We start from the raw sequence: 15,687 nt of genomic DNA on the forward strand, positions 1-15,687 counted from the left end.
TGTATATGAAAGCACACAAAAAACTCAAGCGTCTGGCGTCATCATATCGCGCCAAAGCCATAATATTGTCACAGGCATCAAGGACATAAGGGCAGGAACCAGTTAAAATGCCAACTGGACGCAGCGCATGGCATATGCAATTCTGCGCGCGATACCGGTGGGAGCAGTAATGATTACCTTTGAAAATGTTGGCATGCGCTACGGCATGGGGGCTGAGGTTCTGAAAGACATCAGCTTCACCTTGGAAAAGGGCTCGTTTCATTTTCTCATGGGACCGTCGGGTGCGGGTAAAACCACCCTCCTCAAACTGCTGTACCTTGCGCACCGCCCGTCTCGCGGGCTGATCAATTTTTTTGGCCGCGACCTGATGACACTTGAGCGCGAGGTGCTGCCGCGCCTCAGGCGCCGCGTTGGTGTGGTGTTCCAGGACTTCCGCCTTTTTGACCATATGACCGCGTTCGAGAATGTGGCCTTGCCGCTGCGCATTCAGGGCGCGAAGAAGGCGCAGGTCGCCGACCATGTGGAAGAGCTGCTGTCCTGGGTTGGCCTTGAAGACCGCATGCACGCGCGCCCGGCCACGCTTTCAGGCGGGGAGAAGCAGCGTGTGGCCATCGCCCGCGCCATCATCAACAAACCCGACCTTCTGGTGGCGGATGAGCCCACCGGTAACGTGGACCCCGAGATGTCCCGCCGGCTGATGCACCTGTTTGTGGCGCTCAACAAGGAAGGTACCACCATTGTGGTCGCGACCCACGATGACACGCTGGTGCGCGAAATGGCGGCCCCTACGCTCAAACTCGACAAGGGTGAACTCAGCTTCATTCCGGGCGGCCGACCGGTGGATCCGGGAGAATGAATATGTGGGGCCGCACACTACAGTTCCTGCCGAAGGACATGCGCGAAGGCCTGCTACCGTGGGTGATTGGCGTGATGCTGTTCCTGTGCACCCTTGCGCTTGCCTGCGGGCTTGCGCTTGGCCGCGGCCTTGAACGCTGGAGCGCGGGGCTGACCACCAACCTGACCGTTCAGATCGCCGTCCTTGACGACCGCGAGCGCGCAAAACAGACGGATGCGGCGCTCACGCTCCTGCGGGCTACACCCGGCATTGTGGAAGCCAATGTGCTGGCGGATGCTGACGTTGTTGCCCTTCTGCGCCCGTGGCTTGGTGAAATGCCCTTTGATACCGGCCTGCCGATCCCGACCCTGATTGACGTGAAACTGTCACGCCCCGACGCCGTCAGCACACTGGGCCTCAGGGAACGCCTGATTGCCGCCGCGCCCGGCGCGCAACTTGACGACCATCAGGAATGGATGAGCCAAGTGCTGGACCTCGCCGCCGTTGTGCGCCTGCTGCTTGCGGGTATCGTGGTCATGGTGGTCATGAGCACGGTCGCCATTGTGATTTTTGGTTGCCGCGCGGGGCTTGCCACCCACCGGGAGAGTATCGAGATCATGCACCTGATGGGCGCGGAAGACGCGACCATCTCGCGCGCATTTGACGAACGGTATATGTCCCACGGTCTCAAGGGCGGGCTTGTGGGTGTGCTGCTCGCGGCCCTCACGCTCTATTTTGTTGCCCATATGGCGGAACGCATGGGCCAAGGCCTGTTGACCGCGTCCCTGCCCACGGCGGACAGCCTCATCTGGCTTGGGCTTCTGCCCATTGTCTCGGCCCTTCTCACCATGCTGACCGCGCGCATCACTGTGCGCAGGGCCCTGTTGAAACTGATGTAACGGATGTCTCTTATGGCGGCAGGCAGGGCAAAAGGCATGAAATATCTGTTCCGGGGACTGCTGTACCTCGCGGTCGCGTGGCTTCTCGGGTTCGGCTATTTCTACCTGACCCTGCCCGAAGAACCGGCGGAGATGCCGGGCGCGGACGCCATTGTGGTGCTGACCGGCGGTGCCGGGCGGCTTGAGGCTGGCCTCAGGCTCCTTGAGGCCAAGGTCGCCAAGCGCATGCTGGTCTCGGGCGTGAACCCTGTGGTCAAAAGCGGCGAGTTGAGTGCAATCACCGGCACCGAGCAGGCAACCTTCAACTGTTGTGTCGACCTAGGCAAAATGGCGACCAACACCAAAAGTAACGCGGAAGAAGCAGCGGACTGGGCCAATGTATATGGCTTCACCTCGATCGTGCTGGTGACGGCGGACTATCATATCCCCCGCAGCATGATCCTGTTCCGGAAAGCCATGCCGGGCGTGCGCATTATTGCGCATCCGGTGTCCGGTGATTGGCCTGTCCTTTTTCTCGCCAAAGAATATAGTAAATATGTCGTCACGCTGATCACCCATGCGGGGCAGCATAAGTGATGCCAGTAAAAGTGATGTTTGGGAGCAATCATGAATAAGGCGCGCGCCCTTCTGGGGCTTATCTTCATTGCTATCCTCGTGTATTGCGGGCTTTGGTATACCGCTGCCTTCAAGGCAGAAAAGCAAGCCGCCCGCGAACTGGCCGACCTGCGCGACAAGGGCTTCAAGGTTGAACACGGCAAGATCAAACTTTCCGGTTTTCCTTACCGCATTGTGCTGACGATTGACGGCCTCAGTGTTGAAACGCGCGGGCCCGGCATGGACTTTGGCGCCAATAGCGTGACCCTGATCAGCCATCTCTGGACCCCCGGTCACTGGATGGTGGAAGGCCGCGAGGTTCGCGCCGCCTTCGCTGATGAGGCGGTCAAATTCACTGACGGTTACATGCGCGCGAGCTACAAACAGCATGGTGAAGACCAGGCGGTGATCGCGGTTGATTCCTACGAGACCGAAGATTTCCTGCTTGAAGCCGCGCCGGGGCTGAAGGCACCCACGAGCCTAAAGAACTGGCAACTTTTCCTGCGCTATGACGGCACGGCGGAGGCATCTGATGGGCTTTATGAAAAACGTTTCCTTGATTTCAAGCTGACGCTCGATAGTGGTAACCGGCTGGAACTGGCGGGCGGCGTGATGGGTCCGCCCCTGCTGGACTGGACCCGTGATGCCCTTGGCGCATGGCGGGACGCTGGTGGCCTTCTGGAGCTCGACAGTATCGACCTTGCAATCCGCGGTGCACGCGCGAAGGGCAACGCAAGCCTGACCATTGATGAAGATTTCAAGCCGCTTGGCAGTGCCAGCCTTGCCATCGCCGGCGGCCCGGCGCTTGCCAAATACCTCATGGATATGGGCTTTGAGGAAGCCAGCTCGCTTGAAGAGATGGGCACGCAGGCCGAGAGCATTTCGGTGATGGCGCAAATGGGGCAGCTCAATATCGGCTCCTCCCCCATCGCCATGATGAAACCGGTGATCGACTAGGGCTCAAAAACTTTCACGCTTTCTCTTTCCTCTCACGCGCATAGCCTATGTTATATAGGCATGGACTTTCGGGAAGAGGAGCAAGGGTCATGAGCCTTAAAGGCAAAACCATTTTCATGAGCGGCGGCAGCCGCGGTATCGGCCTCGCCATCGCGCTGCGGGCAGCGAAGGACGGCGCCAATGTCGCCATCGGCGCCAAGACGGCGGAACCGAACCCCAAGCTGCCCGGCACCATCTACACGGCGGCAGAAGAGATCGAGGCGGCGGGCGGCAAGGCGCTGCCGCTTATCTGTGACATCCGGTTCGAGGAGCAGGTACAGGCCGCCGTCGACAAGACGGTGGAAACCTTCGGCGGCATTGATATCTGCATCAATAATGCGTCCGCCATCTCGCTCACCAACACGCAGATGACCGACATGAAGCGCTACGACCTGATGAACAACATCAACACGCGTGGCACCTTCATGGTCTCCAAACTTTGCCTGCCGCACCTCAAGAAGGCGGACAACCCGCATATCCTCACGCTCTCGCCACCCCTTGATATGAACCCGCGCTGGTTCGCGCCGCATGTGGCCTATTCCATCGCCAAATACGGCATGAGCCTGTGCACGCTTGGCATGGCGGCTGAGTTCAAGGCGGCGGGTATTGCCGTCAACTCGCTGTGGCCTTTCACCGCGATTGATACGGCGGCGATCAGGAATGTGATCGGCGGGGACGAGATGGCGAAAAACAGCCGCACGACCGAAATCATGGCCGACGCAGCACACGCCATCCTTGTGCGCAGCGCCAAGGAATGCAGCGGTAATTTCTTTATCGATGAAGAAGTCCTGCGCGCTGAGGGCGTGACCGACTTCACCAAATACGCGCCTGACGCGGACGGCCCGCTGGTGCCCGATTTCTTTGTGCCCGACGAGGTGGTCGAACGACTGCCGACCGAAGTGATGAAGGTATGGTAAAAATGAGAAAAGGCCGGGGTGACCCGGCCTTTGATTTTCAGTTCTCGTGCGGGCGGCCGAAGTCCGGTTTGGCGTCGTCTTGGCCCGCGTCAATAATACGGCGGCGGATTTCACGGGTACGGCTGAACAGCTCAAACAGCGCGTCGCCGTCACCCCAGCGGATCGCGCGCTGCAGCGCCGTCAGGTCCTCACTGAAACGGCCGAGCATTTCAAGGACCGCATCCTTATTGTTGAGGAACACATCCCGCCACATGGTGGGATCAGACGCCGCGATACGGGTAAAATCCCGGAAACCACCGGCGGAATATTTGATCACCTCAGAGCGTGTCACCTCTTCAAGGTCGGACGCTGTGCCTACGATGTTGTAGGCAATCAGGTGCGGCACGTGGGAGGTGATGGCGAGCACGAGGTCATGATGCCGTGCGTCCATGATCTCGACCGTGCTGCCCATACCACGCCAGAGGGCGGTCAGCTTCTCAAGCGCGCCCTCGTCCACGCCTTCAGGCGGTGTGAGGATGCACCAGCGGCCATCAAACAGCGTGGCGAAACCGGCGGCAGGGCCAGACTGCTCCGTGCCCGCAACGGGGTGACCGGGGATGAGGTGTGCGTGCGACGGCAGCAGCGGCTCCAGCGCCTTGAACACACTTTCCTTCACCGAGCCGACGTCAGAGATAATCGCGCCTTCCTTGAGGTGTGCAGCCATCGCCGCACCCACAGACGCCATGGCGCCCACGGGCACCGCGAGGATGACAAGGTCACTATCCGCCACTGCGTCAGCCACACTGGCGTGGTAGCTGTCGGCAAGCTTCAGGCTTTCGGCCTCAGCGATCACTTCCGCGCTGGCGTCCGCCAGTGCCAGATGCGCCGTCAGCTTCCCGCGCCGGATTGCCCGCGCGACTGAGGAGCCGATGAGCCCCGCGCCGATGATGGTGATGCGGTCGAATACGATACCATCAGTCATCACGCATCCCCTCGGGCGAGCCGTTCATGAACGCGCGGATGAGGGCCGTCACTGCACGGTTCTGCTCATCCGTGCCGATGGAGATACGCAGGTGTTTTTTGAGGCTTGGCAGCGCGCGCACGAGATAACCGTTCTTGGTCAAATACTCATTGCATTCAAGCGCGGTAAACGGGCTCTCTGATGGGAATTCCACCAGCAGGAAATTGGTCTCGCTCGGCACCACATCGAGGCCGAGGGACGAGAGTTCCGCCGTCATCCAGTCACGCCAGGTGTTGTTGTGGCGCACGGCAGCGTCAAGGTGCTTCTGGTCACGCACGGCCGCAAGCGCCGCCACCTGCCCTGTGGAGCAGACGTTGAACGGCATGCGCCAGCGGTTGAGCGCATCCACCACATGCGCCGGGCCATAAAGCCAGCCCACACGTAGCGCGGCAAGCGCATACATTTTTGAAAACGTGCGGGTCATCACCACATTCTGCGCGGCTTCCACAAGCGCTTCACCAGCCTCGTAATCCGACGCCGTCACACATTCGGCGTAAGCCGCGTCAAGAATGAGGAGCACATGTTCGGGCAGGCCCGCGTGCAGGCGCTCAATCTCAGACCACGGCAGGTAAGCACCCGTGGGGTTGTTGGGGTTATCAACAATCACGATCTTGGTGCGCTGGGTGACTGCGGCCAGAATGCCGTCCACATCCGCGGCCCAGTTCTTGTTGGGCACAGCCACGCCGGTGGCGCCTGCCGCCTGGGTCTGAATCGGGAACACCATGAAGCCGTGCTGGCTGAAGATCACTTCGTCCCCCGGCCCTGCATAGGTGTGGATGAGGAGTGTGAGCACCTCGTCAGAGCCCGCACCACAAATGATGCCCTCGGCTTTGAGGCCATGCACCTCGGCGATGGCGTCGCGCAGGTCAGCGGAGGCCGGGTCCGGGTAGCGCATCACCTTGGCGGCAGCGGCCTTGATCGCCTCAACCGCCTTGGGGCTCGGACCAAAGGCGCTCTCGTTCGCAGACATCTTCACCGGGTCCTTCACCCCGTGCACATGCGCGCGACCCGGAACATAAGCGTTCAGGTCCATGATCCAGTCATGTGCTTTAGGCGCGGGCATCTTCGGTTTCCTCCGGTAAAAATCGCTGAATATCTGCCCCTCGTGGGCGGTTTAGAGTTAATGTGCGCGCCCCCTAAAGGCAAAGGAAAGTTTCCTAATGCTTCAAGTTAGATTAGGAAGATTGACAGGCGCACGCGCGAGGGCTTTTCTGTGCGCCCTCAGTGATGCCAGAAGGAGCGGCAAGTGAACACGGATGCAGGCAAAACCGCGGTGCTATTTGAAAGCACACCGCTGACGCTTGATGGCGGCGCGACCCTGTCGCCCGTGACCGTGGGCTATGAGACCTATGGCACCCTCAATGCAGCCGCGAATAACGCCGTGCTGATCTGCCACGCGCTGACAGGCGACCAGTATGTCGCCTCCACCCACCCCATCACCGGCAAACCGGGCTGGTGGGAACGCCTTGTGGGCCCCGGCAAGCTGATTGATACGGACCGGTATTTTGTCATCTGCTCCAACGTACTGGGCAGTTGCCTTGGCACCACAGGGCCATGGCAAGACAATCCGGCCACCGGCAAACCGTGGGGGATCGATTTCCCCGTCATCACCGTGCGCGACATGGTCCGCGTGCAGGCAGCCCTTCTGGACCACCTGAAGGTGGGCAAGCTGATGATGGCCATCGGCGGCTCGATGGGCGGCATGCAGGTGCAGGAATGGCTGACAACGTACCCTGAGCGTGTGCATTCCGCTGTGATGCTGGCCACTGCACCGCGCCACACCGCGCAGAATATCGCCTTCCATGAGGTTGGGCGCCAAGCCATTATGGCCGACCCCGACTGGCGCGAAGGCCGCTACTATGACTATGACGTCAAGCCCGCCAAGGGCCTGTCGGTCGCGCGTATGACCGCGCACATCACATACCTCAGCGAAGATGCGCTGACCGCCAAGTTTGGCCGCAACCTGCAGGAGCGCGAAGCACTGACCTTCGGTTTCGATGCCGACTTTCAGGTGGAAAGTTACCTGCGCCACCAAGGTTCATCCTTCGTCGACCGCTTTGACGCCAACAGCTACCTCTATGTCACCCGCGCGCTGGATTACCTTGATATCGCCGCGCGCCATGGCGGACGGCTGGCTGATGCCTTCAAGGGGGCCGCGCACGTGCGCTGCTGCGTGATCAGCTACACGTCTGACTGGCTGTACCCGACCGTGGAGAACAAAAGCATCGTGCATGCGCTGAATGCCGCCGGGGTGCCGGTAAGCTTTGCGGAGATCGACAGCCCGTTCGGCCATGACGCCTTCCTCCTTGAAGTGCCGGAGATGGACCATCTGCTCACCGGCTTTGTGAAGGCAGCCGCCAAAACCAACGGGCTGGAGGTGGACGATGCATAACCTGCGCCCTGACCTCAAACTGATCGCCGACCTTATTGAGCCCGGCAGCCGCGTGCTGGACGTTGGCTGTGGTGATGGTGAACTGCTCGACTATCTTGTGCACAAACAGAATGTGGATGGCCGCGGTATTGAACTGAGCCAACAGGGCGTGAACGACTGTGTGGCCAAGGGGCTGTTCGTTATTCAAGGTGATGCGGACAATGACCTCAAGGAATACCCGGACGCCAGCTTTGACTATGTGATCCTCTCAAAAACCCTGCAGGCGGTGCACCGGCCCCAGCTTGTGCTGTCGGAACTACTCCGCATCGGCAAACATGCCGTTGTCACCATCCCGAACTTCGGCCAGTGGCGTGTGCGCATGAGCCTTGTCACCCGCGGCCGCATGCCGGTCACCAAAGCGCTCGACAAGACATGGTACAACACGGACAACATCCACTTCTGTACCATCCTCGACCTGTTCGACCTCATTGATGAGCTGGGGCTTAACGTGCGCGAGTTTGTACCGCACACCGCCGCTGGCAAACGCCTGAACTACGGCCCCACCCGCGCCAACTGGTCAGCGGATCAGGCGCTGTTTCTATTGGAAAAATAGTTAGAGACTGGGAAGCTCTTTGGCGATGACCACGCCGTCAGCGTCGGCGATGACCCAGTTGCCGGGGTGGATGGTTACACCGCCGATGGCGATTTCGACATTCACCTGTCCCCGGCCAAGCTTTTCGCTTTTCTGCGGGCAGGAGCCGAGGGCTTTGATGCCCACGTCTTCGAGCGCGAGCTCGTGCCGGTCGCGCACGCGGCCATAGATGACCACGCCTTCCCAGCCGTTTTTCGCGGCAAGCGCGGCGAGGTTGCCGCCCACAAGCGCCACGCGGCTAGAGCCGCCGCCATCCACCACCAGCACACGGCCTTCGCCCTTGGTTTCAAGGAGCGCGCGTACTTTGGTGTTGTCATCCAAGGTTTTGAGGGTGACGGCAGGCCCGGCGAAGTCGAGCGTGCCGCCAAAATCATGAAAGTCGACCGGCAGGACAGAGACAGCATCGCCCATGGCATCGCACACGTCAGCGGTGGCGAGTTTCGGTTTATTGATCCGGCCAAGGGGCATGATGATTTTCCGTCCTGCTGTCAGTCTTTACCGCCTGTCTGGCTTCCTAGTCCTGCTTGTGAATGATTGGCACCAGCATGTCACCCCAGGCGCCTTCTTCATTGTGGTAGCGCGAGGCACGCATCAGTTCCACCGTTACCCCTTTGCTCACGGCACCGATCACGGCGTCGTTCAGGCGGTGCAGCGCATTCGCCACTTGCCGAATAGCCATTTCCTTGTCGTCGCTCATGCTCGTTTCCTTCGGGGTATCAGTCGTCATGGGGCTCTCCGCTCTTGACTTGTTATGAATAATTTTATGACCCAGACCATATAAAATACGCAATAATAATTCAAGGCGATTCTACCCTGTCCGGATAACACAAAAGCTAGTTTGCCGCGGCAAAATGACAATGGCGTGGCAGGACTGCACCCCTCCGCCCTTTGTGAATGGCGGTGCGGCGGCCACATCGCTAGGATGCCGGAAAACGGGAGGGAATGGTGACATCAGACAGCAGCATGGTGTTATTCGCGGCCAAGGGTGGCGGCTCGGCCATCATTGAAGCGCAGCTTGATATCATCGGCGTGGCTTACGAGCGGCGCTATCTGGCGTGGGATGAACTTCATGGCGCAGACGGCGAGCTGGCGCGCATCAACCCCATGCGCGAAGTGCCGACGCTTGTGTTGCCAGACGGCAGCATCCTCACCGAAAGTGCGGCCATCACCATATGGCTTGGCGCCAAGTACCCGGAAAGCGGCCTTGTGCCGAGCACAGCCACGACTGAATATGTACCCTTCCTGCGCACGCTGATATGGCTGGTGGCGAGTGTGTATCCCACCTTCAGCTACGGCGACCACCCGGAGCGCTGGCTCGGGGATATGCCAGAAGCCAAAGCCTTGCGGACAGCAACGGACGAGAAACGAAAGGCCATGTGGCAGCAGCTCGAGGCGCGGCTGGACCCCGCACCATGGGCGATGGGCGAGCGGCTGACCGCCATCGACCTTTACCTCACTATCATGAGCCATTGGCGGCCGCGGCGGGACTGGTTCAGGGACAATTGCCCGAAGATTTACGCTATCGCAAAGCGACTTGATGACATGCCCGCGCTTGCGCCCATGTGGGCGCGCAACCTTTAGGCGCCAGCCCCCGGCCCGGTCAGCACCGGCATCGCCGGCACCCGTTTGCCCTGTTTGGGCAGCGCGCCATACACCTGCTTGCGTGCGCTGACGATCAGCACACCGCCAAGCGCACGACCAAGGCCGTGGATGACCCGTTCGCCATAACGCACCACCCGCGGCCCACCCGGCCACTTGAAGGGCGGCATCATCAGCGCCGTATCCCACCCGTCAGGCGGCAGCATCTGTTCGCTCATCAGTTCATAAAGCTGGCTTCTGGAATAGGGCCTGCCGTGGCCGAAGGGTGTGGTCTCAAGTGCCGACCAGCTGCGGCGGCGGTTCGGCACGATCATCACCACCTGCCCGCCGGGCGCAAGCACGCGCCACAGTTCACGAAGCAAGTGTTTGGGCCTGTTGGCATGCTCCAGCGAGTGCGCAAGCACCGCGCGGTCGACCGAACTGTCGGGCATCGGCAGGTGATATTCTTCAACGAGTGCCGTGCGGCTACCGTGCGTGCCGGGCCAGTGGCACACACCCTGCTGCGCCGGCATGAAGGCGAGGTAACGCGATGCCTCGTCCGCCTCCCGCGCCTCAAGATGGCTGAGGTAAGGCAGCGCAAAACCAAGCCCGACGGTGACCGAACCGGTGCGCGGCGCGAGAAGGCCTTCGATGCGCTGCGAGATGATGGGCGCGACCGTCTGGCCAAGCGGGCTCGCGTAAAACCGGTATAGCTGCAGGACCTCAGGCCGCATTCGCCACCTCCTTTGCCCTTAGCCAGGTCACGAGCGGGGACCACAGCCCCGCCTCCGCCTTGGAGCCGACCATCATACCCACATGCCCCGCTTTGGGGTCATGGCAGATGGCGTCCGGCAACTGCTCGAGCATTGCGTAGGCGCTCTCTTGTGGCACAAGCCGGTCCTCGGGCGGTGCCGCGATCCAGACCGGGCAGGTCACGTCCGTGAGCTTCACGGGCGCACCGTCAATTTCCCACACGCCGCGGCCCGGTGCATTGTCCATATACCAGCCGCGGATCACCTCGGTCGCGGCTTGCCTTGGCAGCGGTGCGCCCGTGTTGGCCCAGGTTTCTAGCGCGACAAAAAACTCTGCCGCTTCGCTTGCTTTATCGAGGCCAAGGAATTTGCGGAACTTGCGGTCTGTGAGCGTTGGGTCAACGCTGGTGAAAAACACCTGCAACATATCCACCGGCACCGGCATGCCGTCCGGCAGGCGGTCCAGGATGTCGGCCATCACGTGGGCGTAGCGGCGGCCCGCGTGCGGTATCTCGCTCGCGAAATCCCACGGCGCGGCCACCAGCGCGAGCGCGGAGACTTTATCAGGCGCGCGTGCCGCAAGTGCCGTGCAAAGCGTACCACCCATGCAATACCCCAGCACCGGCGCAGGCCCACCGCCCACGGTAACAATATGGTCAAGGAACGGCATCAGCCGCTTCATGATATAGTCGCTGAGCCCGAAGCCGAGTTCCTCCGCGCCGGGATCGAACCATTTCACCACAAACGGGCGGAAGCCCTTGGACTTAAGGTAAGCCGCAATGCTGCGCCCGGGTTTGAGGTCGAGCACATAATGCGGGTTCACGAGGCTGGGTACGAGGAGGATAGGCTGGCCGTCGCCGCCAAAATCATACAGCTCACAACTACCCACTTTCATGCACATCTCTTGCGCACTTTCCGCACGCGTGTAGCTGTGGGCAAGATAGTCGCTGATGCCGCTCAACACCGCGTCAGAGCGCGCGGAGGCTTTCTTTTCCACCGCATTCAGGAACTTGTCCCAGCCGCCAAGCGCCTGCACACAGCTGTGCAACGCCGAAATATCGCCCGAAAGGCTGGGGTGCCAGCCGTCGAGCGTTTCCATCATGCGGCGCGCGCCCATGGGCGCTTCGCGCCAGATGCTGAGCGCGTTCGACAGGTGCAGCGCCATGGGGCGCGGCCCCTTGATGTTCGCGAGATCAAAGCGTTTATCGGGCATGTCAGCCACGCGCCTGCCCTTTCTCGGCCGCGCTCGCAGCCTCGAGTAGCGCCGCGAGCTCCTGCGGGGTCAGCAGCTCCTTCTCCGTCGCCCAAAGGCGGATATTCTCCTGCCAGAGGGTCAGGAAAATGTCTGCGGCCTTGTCTATGTCCTCATCAAGCATGAGAGAATCCCTAAAGGAAGCTCGCGGAAGCGCAACAGGTATTTATGTGAGCAAATGCACAATTTTCCTTGCGGCAGCGCACCAAATACCATTTAATTCCACGCTTATTTAAGTAGTTAGACTTTTCTTGCACTGCAACGGGCGAGCACGCAAGAAATGTAACCTTCCCTTGAAACATAGGGTTGGTGCCGGGCACAAAAAGGGTGGACAAAATGGCGCGTAAGAAGCGTGAGCCAGGCGAACCGATCGTCATCAAAAAATATGCAAACCGACGGCTCTATAATACCGAGACGTCGAGCTACGTGACGCTTGATCATCTTGCCGAGATGATCAAAGGCGGCGAAGAATTTATCGTGCATGATGCAAAAACAGGCGAGGACCTGACGCGTACCGTGCTGACACAGATCATCGTTGAAAAAGAAACCAACGAGAAGAACATGCTGCCGCTCTCGTTCCTGAGGCAGCTGATCAGCCTTTATGGCGACGGCCTTCAGGCCATGGTGCCCACCTACCTGCAGAGCGCGATGGAAGTGCTGACCCGCAATCAGGACCAGATCCGCAAGGCGTGTGGTGACGTGGGCGCGCAGAATAATTTCATGCCGATCTTTGAGGAAATCGCCCGCCAGAACATGGCGCTGTTCGAGGAAAGCATGCGTGTGTTCACAAGCCGCACCACCGGCAAGGCCACACCAAGCGCGAGCAAACCCGCCGCCAGCCGCGGAGTGGAAAAGGACGAGAAGATCGCCGCCCTTCAGGCGCAGCTTGCCGCGCTCAAGGAAAAGGTGGACGCGCTGTCGAACTGAGCGCGCCCCACCGCTCGCGGAAGTTTCGCGATCTTGTGATCCTCAAACCAGCCAAACTCTGTATGCTCAGGCAAACAGTTGCGCTTGCAGGATAATTCCCGATGCCCGTCATCATCTTCGCTGTATTCATTGACCTGCTTGGGTTTGGCATCATCATTCCGATCCTGCCGTTCCTGACCCTCAAGTACGGCGGGGATGCCTTCATTGGCGCGGCGCTGATGTCAATCTATTCACTGGCGACCTTTGCCGCGGGGCCCATCTGGGGCAGACTGTCGGACCGTATCGGCCGCAGGCCCGCGCTTGCGGCCACCTTCTTTGGTTCCACCATCGCCTATATCATGCTCGCCATGTCAGACAGCCTGGTGATGCTGTTTGTGGCGCGCGCCATGTCAGGCATGATGGCAGGCAATGTTGGGATCGCCATGGCAGCGATGGCCGACCTGACGGACGAGAAGAACCGCGGCCGCGCCATGGGGCTGATCGGCGCGTCCTTCGGCCTCGGCTTCGCCTTCGGTCCCTTCATTGGTGGCCTGTTGGGCGGCGTGGGCGGTGAGGCAAATGTCTTTGTGCCCGGCCTTGCGGCGGCGGGCTTCTCCTTCTGCGCCATGGTGCTGACTGCTCGTTTCATGCCCGAAACGAGTAAGCACAGGGTTGAGGATGCGAGCGACGGCCCGCCTGAGCCCCTGCCGCACTGGACCAAGGTAATCCGCACCCACGGCACGCTCGCGCTTTATGTGATGTTTTTTGTTACCGCCATCGGCCAGAGCATATGTTTCGCCATCACGCCTTTCTGGGCCAACGCCACATTGGGCTGGAACCAGACACAAGTGGGTTTCCTGCTGGCGGGCGTAGGCTTATGCGTGGCGGCCATCCAGTCCCTCGGCGTGGGACCGCTGTTCCGTATTTTTGGTGAGGTGAGGTCGCTGATCCTTGGTGCGGTCACGCACCTTGTTGGCATCATCATCCTGTTCGCCGCGCCCGCCCATCCGGTGACGGCAATTATCGCCTTCCCCATGATCATGAGCGGGCTGACCATATCATTCCCCGCGCTCAACAGTTTGATATCCCAGCGCTCGGACAAGCGCATTCAGGGCACGGCGCTTGGGCTTTCAAGCGGTGTGTCAGCCCTTGGCCGCGTATTTGGCCCGCTGTCCGGTGGCTTCTTCTTTGAAGGATTCTCGCCGGACACGCCGTACCTCGCCGTCGCGCTGACGGGCAGCATCGTCTTTGTGTGGGCGATCTATGAGGTCAGGCGCCTTGGCGCAATGAGGGTATAAGCCTCAGCTTCCCGCGCAGGACGCTGACTGCGCCTTCAGCCAACTGCCCATCTCATCCCCCATATCTTGCATCGCTGCTGCGAATGCGTTCGCCACCGCGTCACCGTCCGCGCCGCGCACCGGCGCGCTTTTGGTGAAGGTAGGGTGTGAGAGAAGTTTGCCGTCGGCGAGGCGCACGAGGGACATTTCCATCGCGATGTTCACCTTGTCACCCGCTGCACTATCGGACGGCACAAATTCAAACGACCAGACCTTGGTACCAAGACGGCAGGTGGCGTGGATATCAAGCCCGCCTTCGCCGATCATATGCGCACCGGCTTTGTCTGAGAGCGCGCGGGCAACATAGTCCCGCACCAAAGCACTGAGCGGCGCTGACCAGCGCGCGCCAGAGAGCGTGCTGCGCTTGTCCCCCGATAGCACAACGGTGATGCGCTGGCCCGCGAGGCCGTCCGCCATATGCGGTTCATCAATATAAATCACCGGCGCGTCAGCGGCGTTGGTGCCGAAGTCACCTGCGTATTTAAGCGAATAGACCGTGTCCCCCGGCCCATCATCGCCGAAGGAGATGAGCGGCCCGCAGGCAGACAGTGCCGTCGCGGCAATCAGTGCTGCGGCAGCAATCGGTTTTGGCAGGAAAGAGGTCAGTTTACTCATTTCTTCTTCTCCTCTTCCTTGCGGGTTTTGAGGTCGTATTTGCTTTCCGCCGGGCCAAAGAGCGCTTCACTCGGGTTCCGTTCAATCCGGCTCACGAGCCGGGAAAGCGAACGCGCGGTGCGCCGCAGGTCCACAATCATGCGGCTGACCTCCGGCAGGCTGGTGCCGACAAACTGGGTGATGTTACCCTCGTTTGCGGCCACAAGCCCATCGATGCGGTTGAGGGTAGTCTCTGCCGCGTTGACTGCTTTCACCGCCTCGGCAATCAAAAGCGTAGCGTCTTCGGTCATGAATTTGTTGCCGTTATCGGCCAGCGTATTGAGCTTGGTGGTGGTCTCACCAATTTGTGCCATCACGCCGCGCATGTCCGCCACAAGGGCATCGAGGTCCTCGGTACCGGAAGCGAGATTCGCGGTAACCTTGTCAGCACTACCGAGGATATTGGCCACCTTCTGCAGGTTCTGGTCGCTCAAGAGCTTTTGCACCTGCTGGATCGCCAGAATCGCTTCATTGATCAGGTTCGGCGCGCTTTCATAAAATTCGAGAAGCGGCGAGGCCTCGGACGGGATTACCGCCCGCTCACGCCCGGCAGGCGGGGTAAGCGCCTTGCCACCAGCGGAGCCGCCTTTGAGCTCGATATAAGCCACACCGGTGAGGCCCTGAAACTCCAGCCGCGCGGTCGTGGTTTCCGTCACCGGTACTTCATCGCGCAGGCGCACAAGCACATGTACCTTGCTGCTGTCCTCCTCCGCCACGCGGATATCGCGCACTTCACCCACGGGGATACCGAGGTAATAGACAACGCTGCGCTTATAAAGGCCGGAAACCGTGCCATTGAAATAGATGTCATAGTCGCGGTATTCGGCGTCCAGATCCACCTTCGCGATCCAGATTGCGAAGGCAATCAGGCCCGAGAGGAACGCCAGCACAAAAGCGCCTACCAGTATATGTGATGCACGTGTTTCCATCGCCTGAAGCGCCCC

The 15,687-nt window shown here is 60.4% G+C and carries 19 protein-coding genes; 10 read left to right on the forward strand and 9 right to left on the reverse strand.

What is annotated here, in order from left to right:
• Window positions 1–169 precede the first annotated feature (169 nt).
• The 5 genes from ftsE to B150_RS0101915 all read left to right on the forward strand — a co-directional run bounded on the left by ftsE (window position 170) and on the right by B150_RS0101915 (window position 4,241).
• On the forward strand, window positions 170–856 hold the full coding sequence (gene ftsE / locus B150_RS0101895; protein WP_026168141.1) for a cell division ATP-binding protein FtsE: 687 nt from the start codon (window positions 170–172) through the stop codon (window positions 854–856).
• Entirely contained in the window at window positions 853–1,734 is an 882-nt protein-coding gene (locus B150_RS19355) for a cell division protein FtsX (RefSeq protein ID WP_025897809.1), read from the forward strand. Before ftsE ends, B150_RS19355 begins: the two co-directional genes overlap by 4 nt.
• Window positions 1,735–1,746: 12 nt before the next feature.
• Entirely contained in the window at window positions 1,747–2,310 is a 564-nt protein-coding gene (locus B150_RS0101905; RefSeq protein WP_020398185.1) for a YdcF family protein, read from the forward strand.
• A gap of 30 nt (window positions 2,311–2,340) precedes the next feature.
• Window positions 2,341–3,285: a DUF2125 domain-containing protein gene (locus tag B150_RS0101910; RefSeq protein WP_020398186.1), complete on the forward strand. Its 945-nt coding sequence runs from the start codon at window positions 2,341–2,343 to the stop codon at window positions 3,283–3,285.
• Between the two features lie 89 nt (window positions 3,286–3,374).
• Entirely contained in the window at window positions 3,375–4,241 is an 867-nt protein-coding gene (locus B150_RS0101915; protein ID WP_020398187.1) for an SDR family oxidoreductase, read from the forward strand.
• Window positions 4,242–4,278: 37 nt separating this feature from the next.
• Here B150_RS0101915 and B150_RS0101920 read toward each other — a convergent pair whose 3' ends face one another.
• Together B150_RS0101920 and hisC are read right to left on the reverse strand one after the other, a co-directional pair.
• Entirely contained in the window at window positions 4,279–5,202 is a 924-nt protein-coding gene (locus tag B150_RS0101920; RefSeq protein ID WP_020398188.1) for a prephenate/arogenate dehydrogenase family protein, read from the reverse strand.
• Window positions 5,195–6,304 (reverse strand): histidinol-phosphate transaminase, encoded by a 1,110-nt coding sequence (gene hisC / locus B150_RS0101925; RefSeq protein WP_020398189.1) that lies wholly within the window; start codon window positions 6,302–6,304, stop codon window positions 5,195–5,197. The genes B150_RS0101920 and hisC overlap by 8 nt, the downstream gene beginning before the upstream one ends.
• Window positions 6,305–6,487: 183 nt before the next feature.
• Here hisC and metX point away from each other — a divergent pair, with 183 nt between their 5' ends.
• Both metX and metW read left to right on the forward strand, forming a co-directional pair.
• A complete protein-coding gene (gene metX / locus B150_RS0101930) occupies window positions 6,488–7,633 on the forward strand; it encodes a homoserine O-acetyltransferase MetX (RefSeq protein ID WP_020398190.1) in 1,146 nt (381 codons plus the stop codon).
• Entirely contained in the window at window positions 7,626–8,225 is a 600-nt protein-coding gene (gene metW / locus B150_RS0101935) for a methionine biosynthesis protein MetW (RefSeq protein WP_020398191.1), read from the forward strand. The genes metX and metW overlap by 8 nt, the downstream gene beginning before the upstream one ends.
• Here metW and rraA read toward each other — a convergent pair whose 3' ends face one another.
• Complete coding sequence (gene rraA / locus B150_RS0101940; RefSeq protein ID WP_020398192.1) at window positions 8,226–8,732, reverse strand: ribonuclease E activity regulator RraA; 507 nt, start codon at window positions 8,730–8,732, stop codon at window positions 8,226–8,228.
• Between the two features lie 46 nt (window positions 8,733–8,778).
• Complete coding sequence (locus B150_RS0101945) at window positions 8,779–8,991, reverse strand: SMc00767 family acetate metabolism repressor (RefSeq protein WP_025897800.1); 213 nt, start codon at window positions 8,989–8,991, stop codon at window positions 8,779–8,781.
• A 215-nt stretch (window positions 8,992–9,206) separates the two neighbouring features.
• Between B150_RS0101945 and B150_RS0101950 the strand changes: the two genes are divergently transcribed.
• Complete coding sequence (locus B150_RS0101950) at window positions 9,207–9,845, forward strand: glutathione S-transferase family protein (protein ID WP_020398194.1); 639 nt, start codon at window positions 9,207–9,209, stop codon at window positions 9,843–9,845.
• Here B150_RS0101950 and B150_RS0101955 read toward each other — a convergent pair.
• From B150_RS0101955 to B150_RS23155, 3 genes are read right to left on the reverse strand one after another with little or no spacing between them, the layout of a single operon-like run.
• Complete coding sequence (locus tag B150_RS0101955; protein ID WP_020398195.1) at window positions 9,842–10,576, reverse strand: class I SAM-dependent methyltransferase; 735 nt, start codon at window positions 10,574–10,576, stop codon at window positions 9,842–9,844. The two genes, B150_RS0101950 and B150_RS0101955, sit on opposite strands and share 4 nt — an antisense overlap.
• Window positions 10,566–11,807 carry an alpha/beta fold hydrolase gene (locus B150_RS19360; protein WP_051078122.1) on the reverse strand — a complete coding sequence of 414 codons (1,242 nt, stop codon included), beginning with the start codon at window positions 11,805–11,807 and terminating at the stop codon, window positions 10,566–10,568. The genes B150_RS0101955 and B150_RS19360 overlap by 11 nt, the downstream gene beginning before the upstream one ends.
• A 1-nt stretch (window position 11,808) precedes the next feature.
• The gene (locus B150_RS23155; protein WP_020398197.1) at window positions 11,809–11,970 is read right to left on the reverse strand and encodes a hypothetical protein; all 162 of its coding nucleotides are present in this window, start codon (window positions 11,968–11,970) and stop codon (window positions 11,809–11,811) included.
• Between the two features lie 212 nt (window positions 11,971–12,182).
• On the opposite strand from B150_RS23155, the gene phaR reads away from it, so the two are divergent.
• Window positions 12,183–12,773 carry a polyhydroxyalkanoate synthesis repressor PhaR gene (phaR, locus tag B150_RS0101970; RefSeq protein WP_020398198.1) on the forward strand — a complete coding sequence of 197 codons (591 nt, stop codon included), beginning with the start codon at window positions 12,183–12,185 and terminating at the stop codon, window positions 12,771–12,773.
• Between the two features lie 101 nt (window positions 12,774–12,874).
• The gene (locus B150_RS19365; protein ID WP_020398199.1) at window positions 12,875–14,050 is read left to right on the forward strand and encodes an MFS transporter; all 1,176 of its coding nucleotides are present in this window, start codon (window positions 12,875–12,877) and stop codon (window positions 14,048–14,050) included.
• A 3-nt stretch (window positions 14,051–14,053) separates the two neighbouring features.
• Here B150_RS19365 and B150_RS0101980 read toward each other — a convergent pair whose 3' ends face one another.
• Window positions 14,054–14,704 (reverse strand): ABC-type transport auxiliary lipoprotein family protein, encoded by a 651-nt coding sequence (locus B150_RS0101980; protein ID WP_020398200.1) that lies wholly within the window; start codon window positions 14,702–14,704, stop codon window positions 14,054–14,056.
• Window positions 14,701–15,672, reverse strand: coding sequence for an MlaD family protein (locus B150_RS0101985; RefSeq protein WP_020398201.1), 972 nt, complete (start codon window positions 15,670–15,672; stop codon window positions 14,701–14,703). Before B150_RS0101985 ends, B150_RS0101980 begins: the two co-directional genes overlap by 4 nt.
• Window positions 15,673–15,687 lie beyond the last annotated feature (15 nt).

This window comes from Kordiimonas gwangyangensis DSM 19435 = JCM 12864 (genome assembly GCF_000375545.1).
Taxonomy (GTDB): domain Bacteria; phylum Pseudomonadota; class Alphaproteobacteria; order Sphingomonadales; family Kordiimonadaceae; genus Kordiimonas; species Kordiimonas gwangyangensis.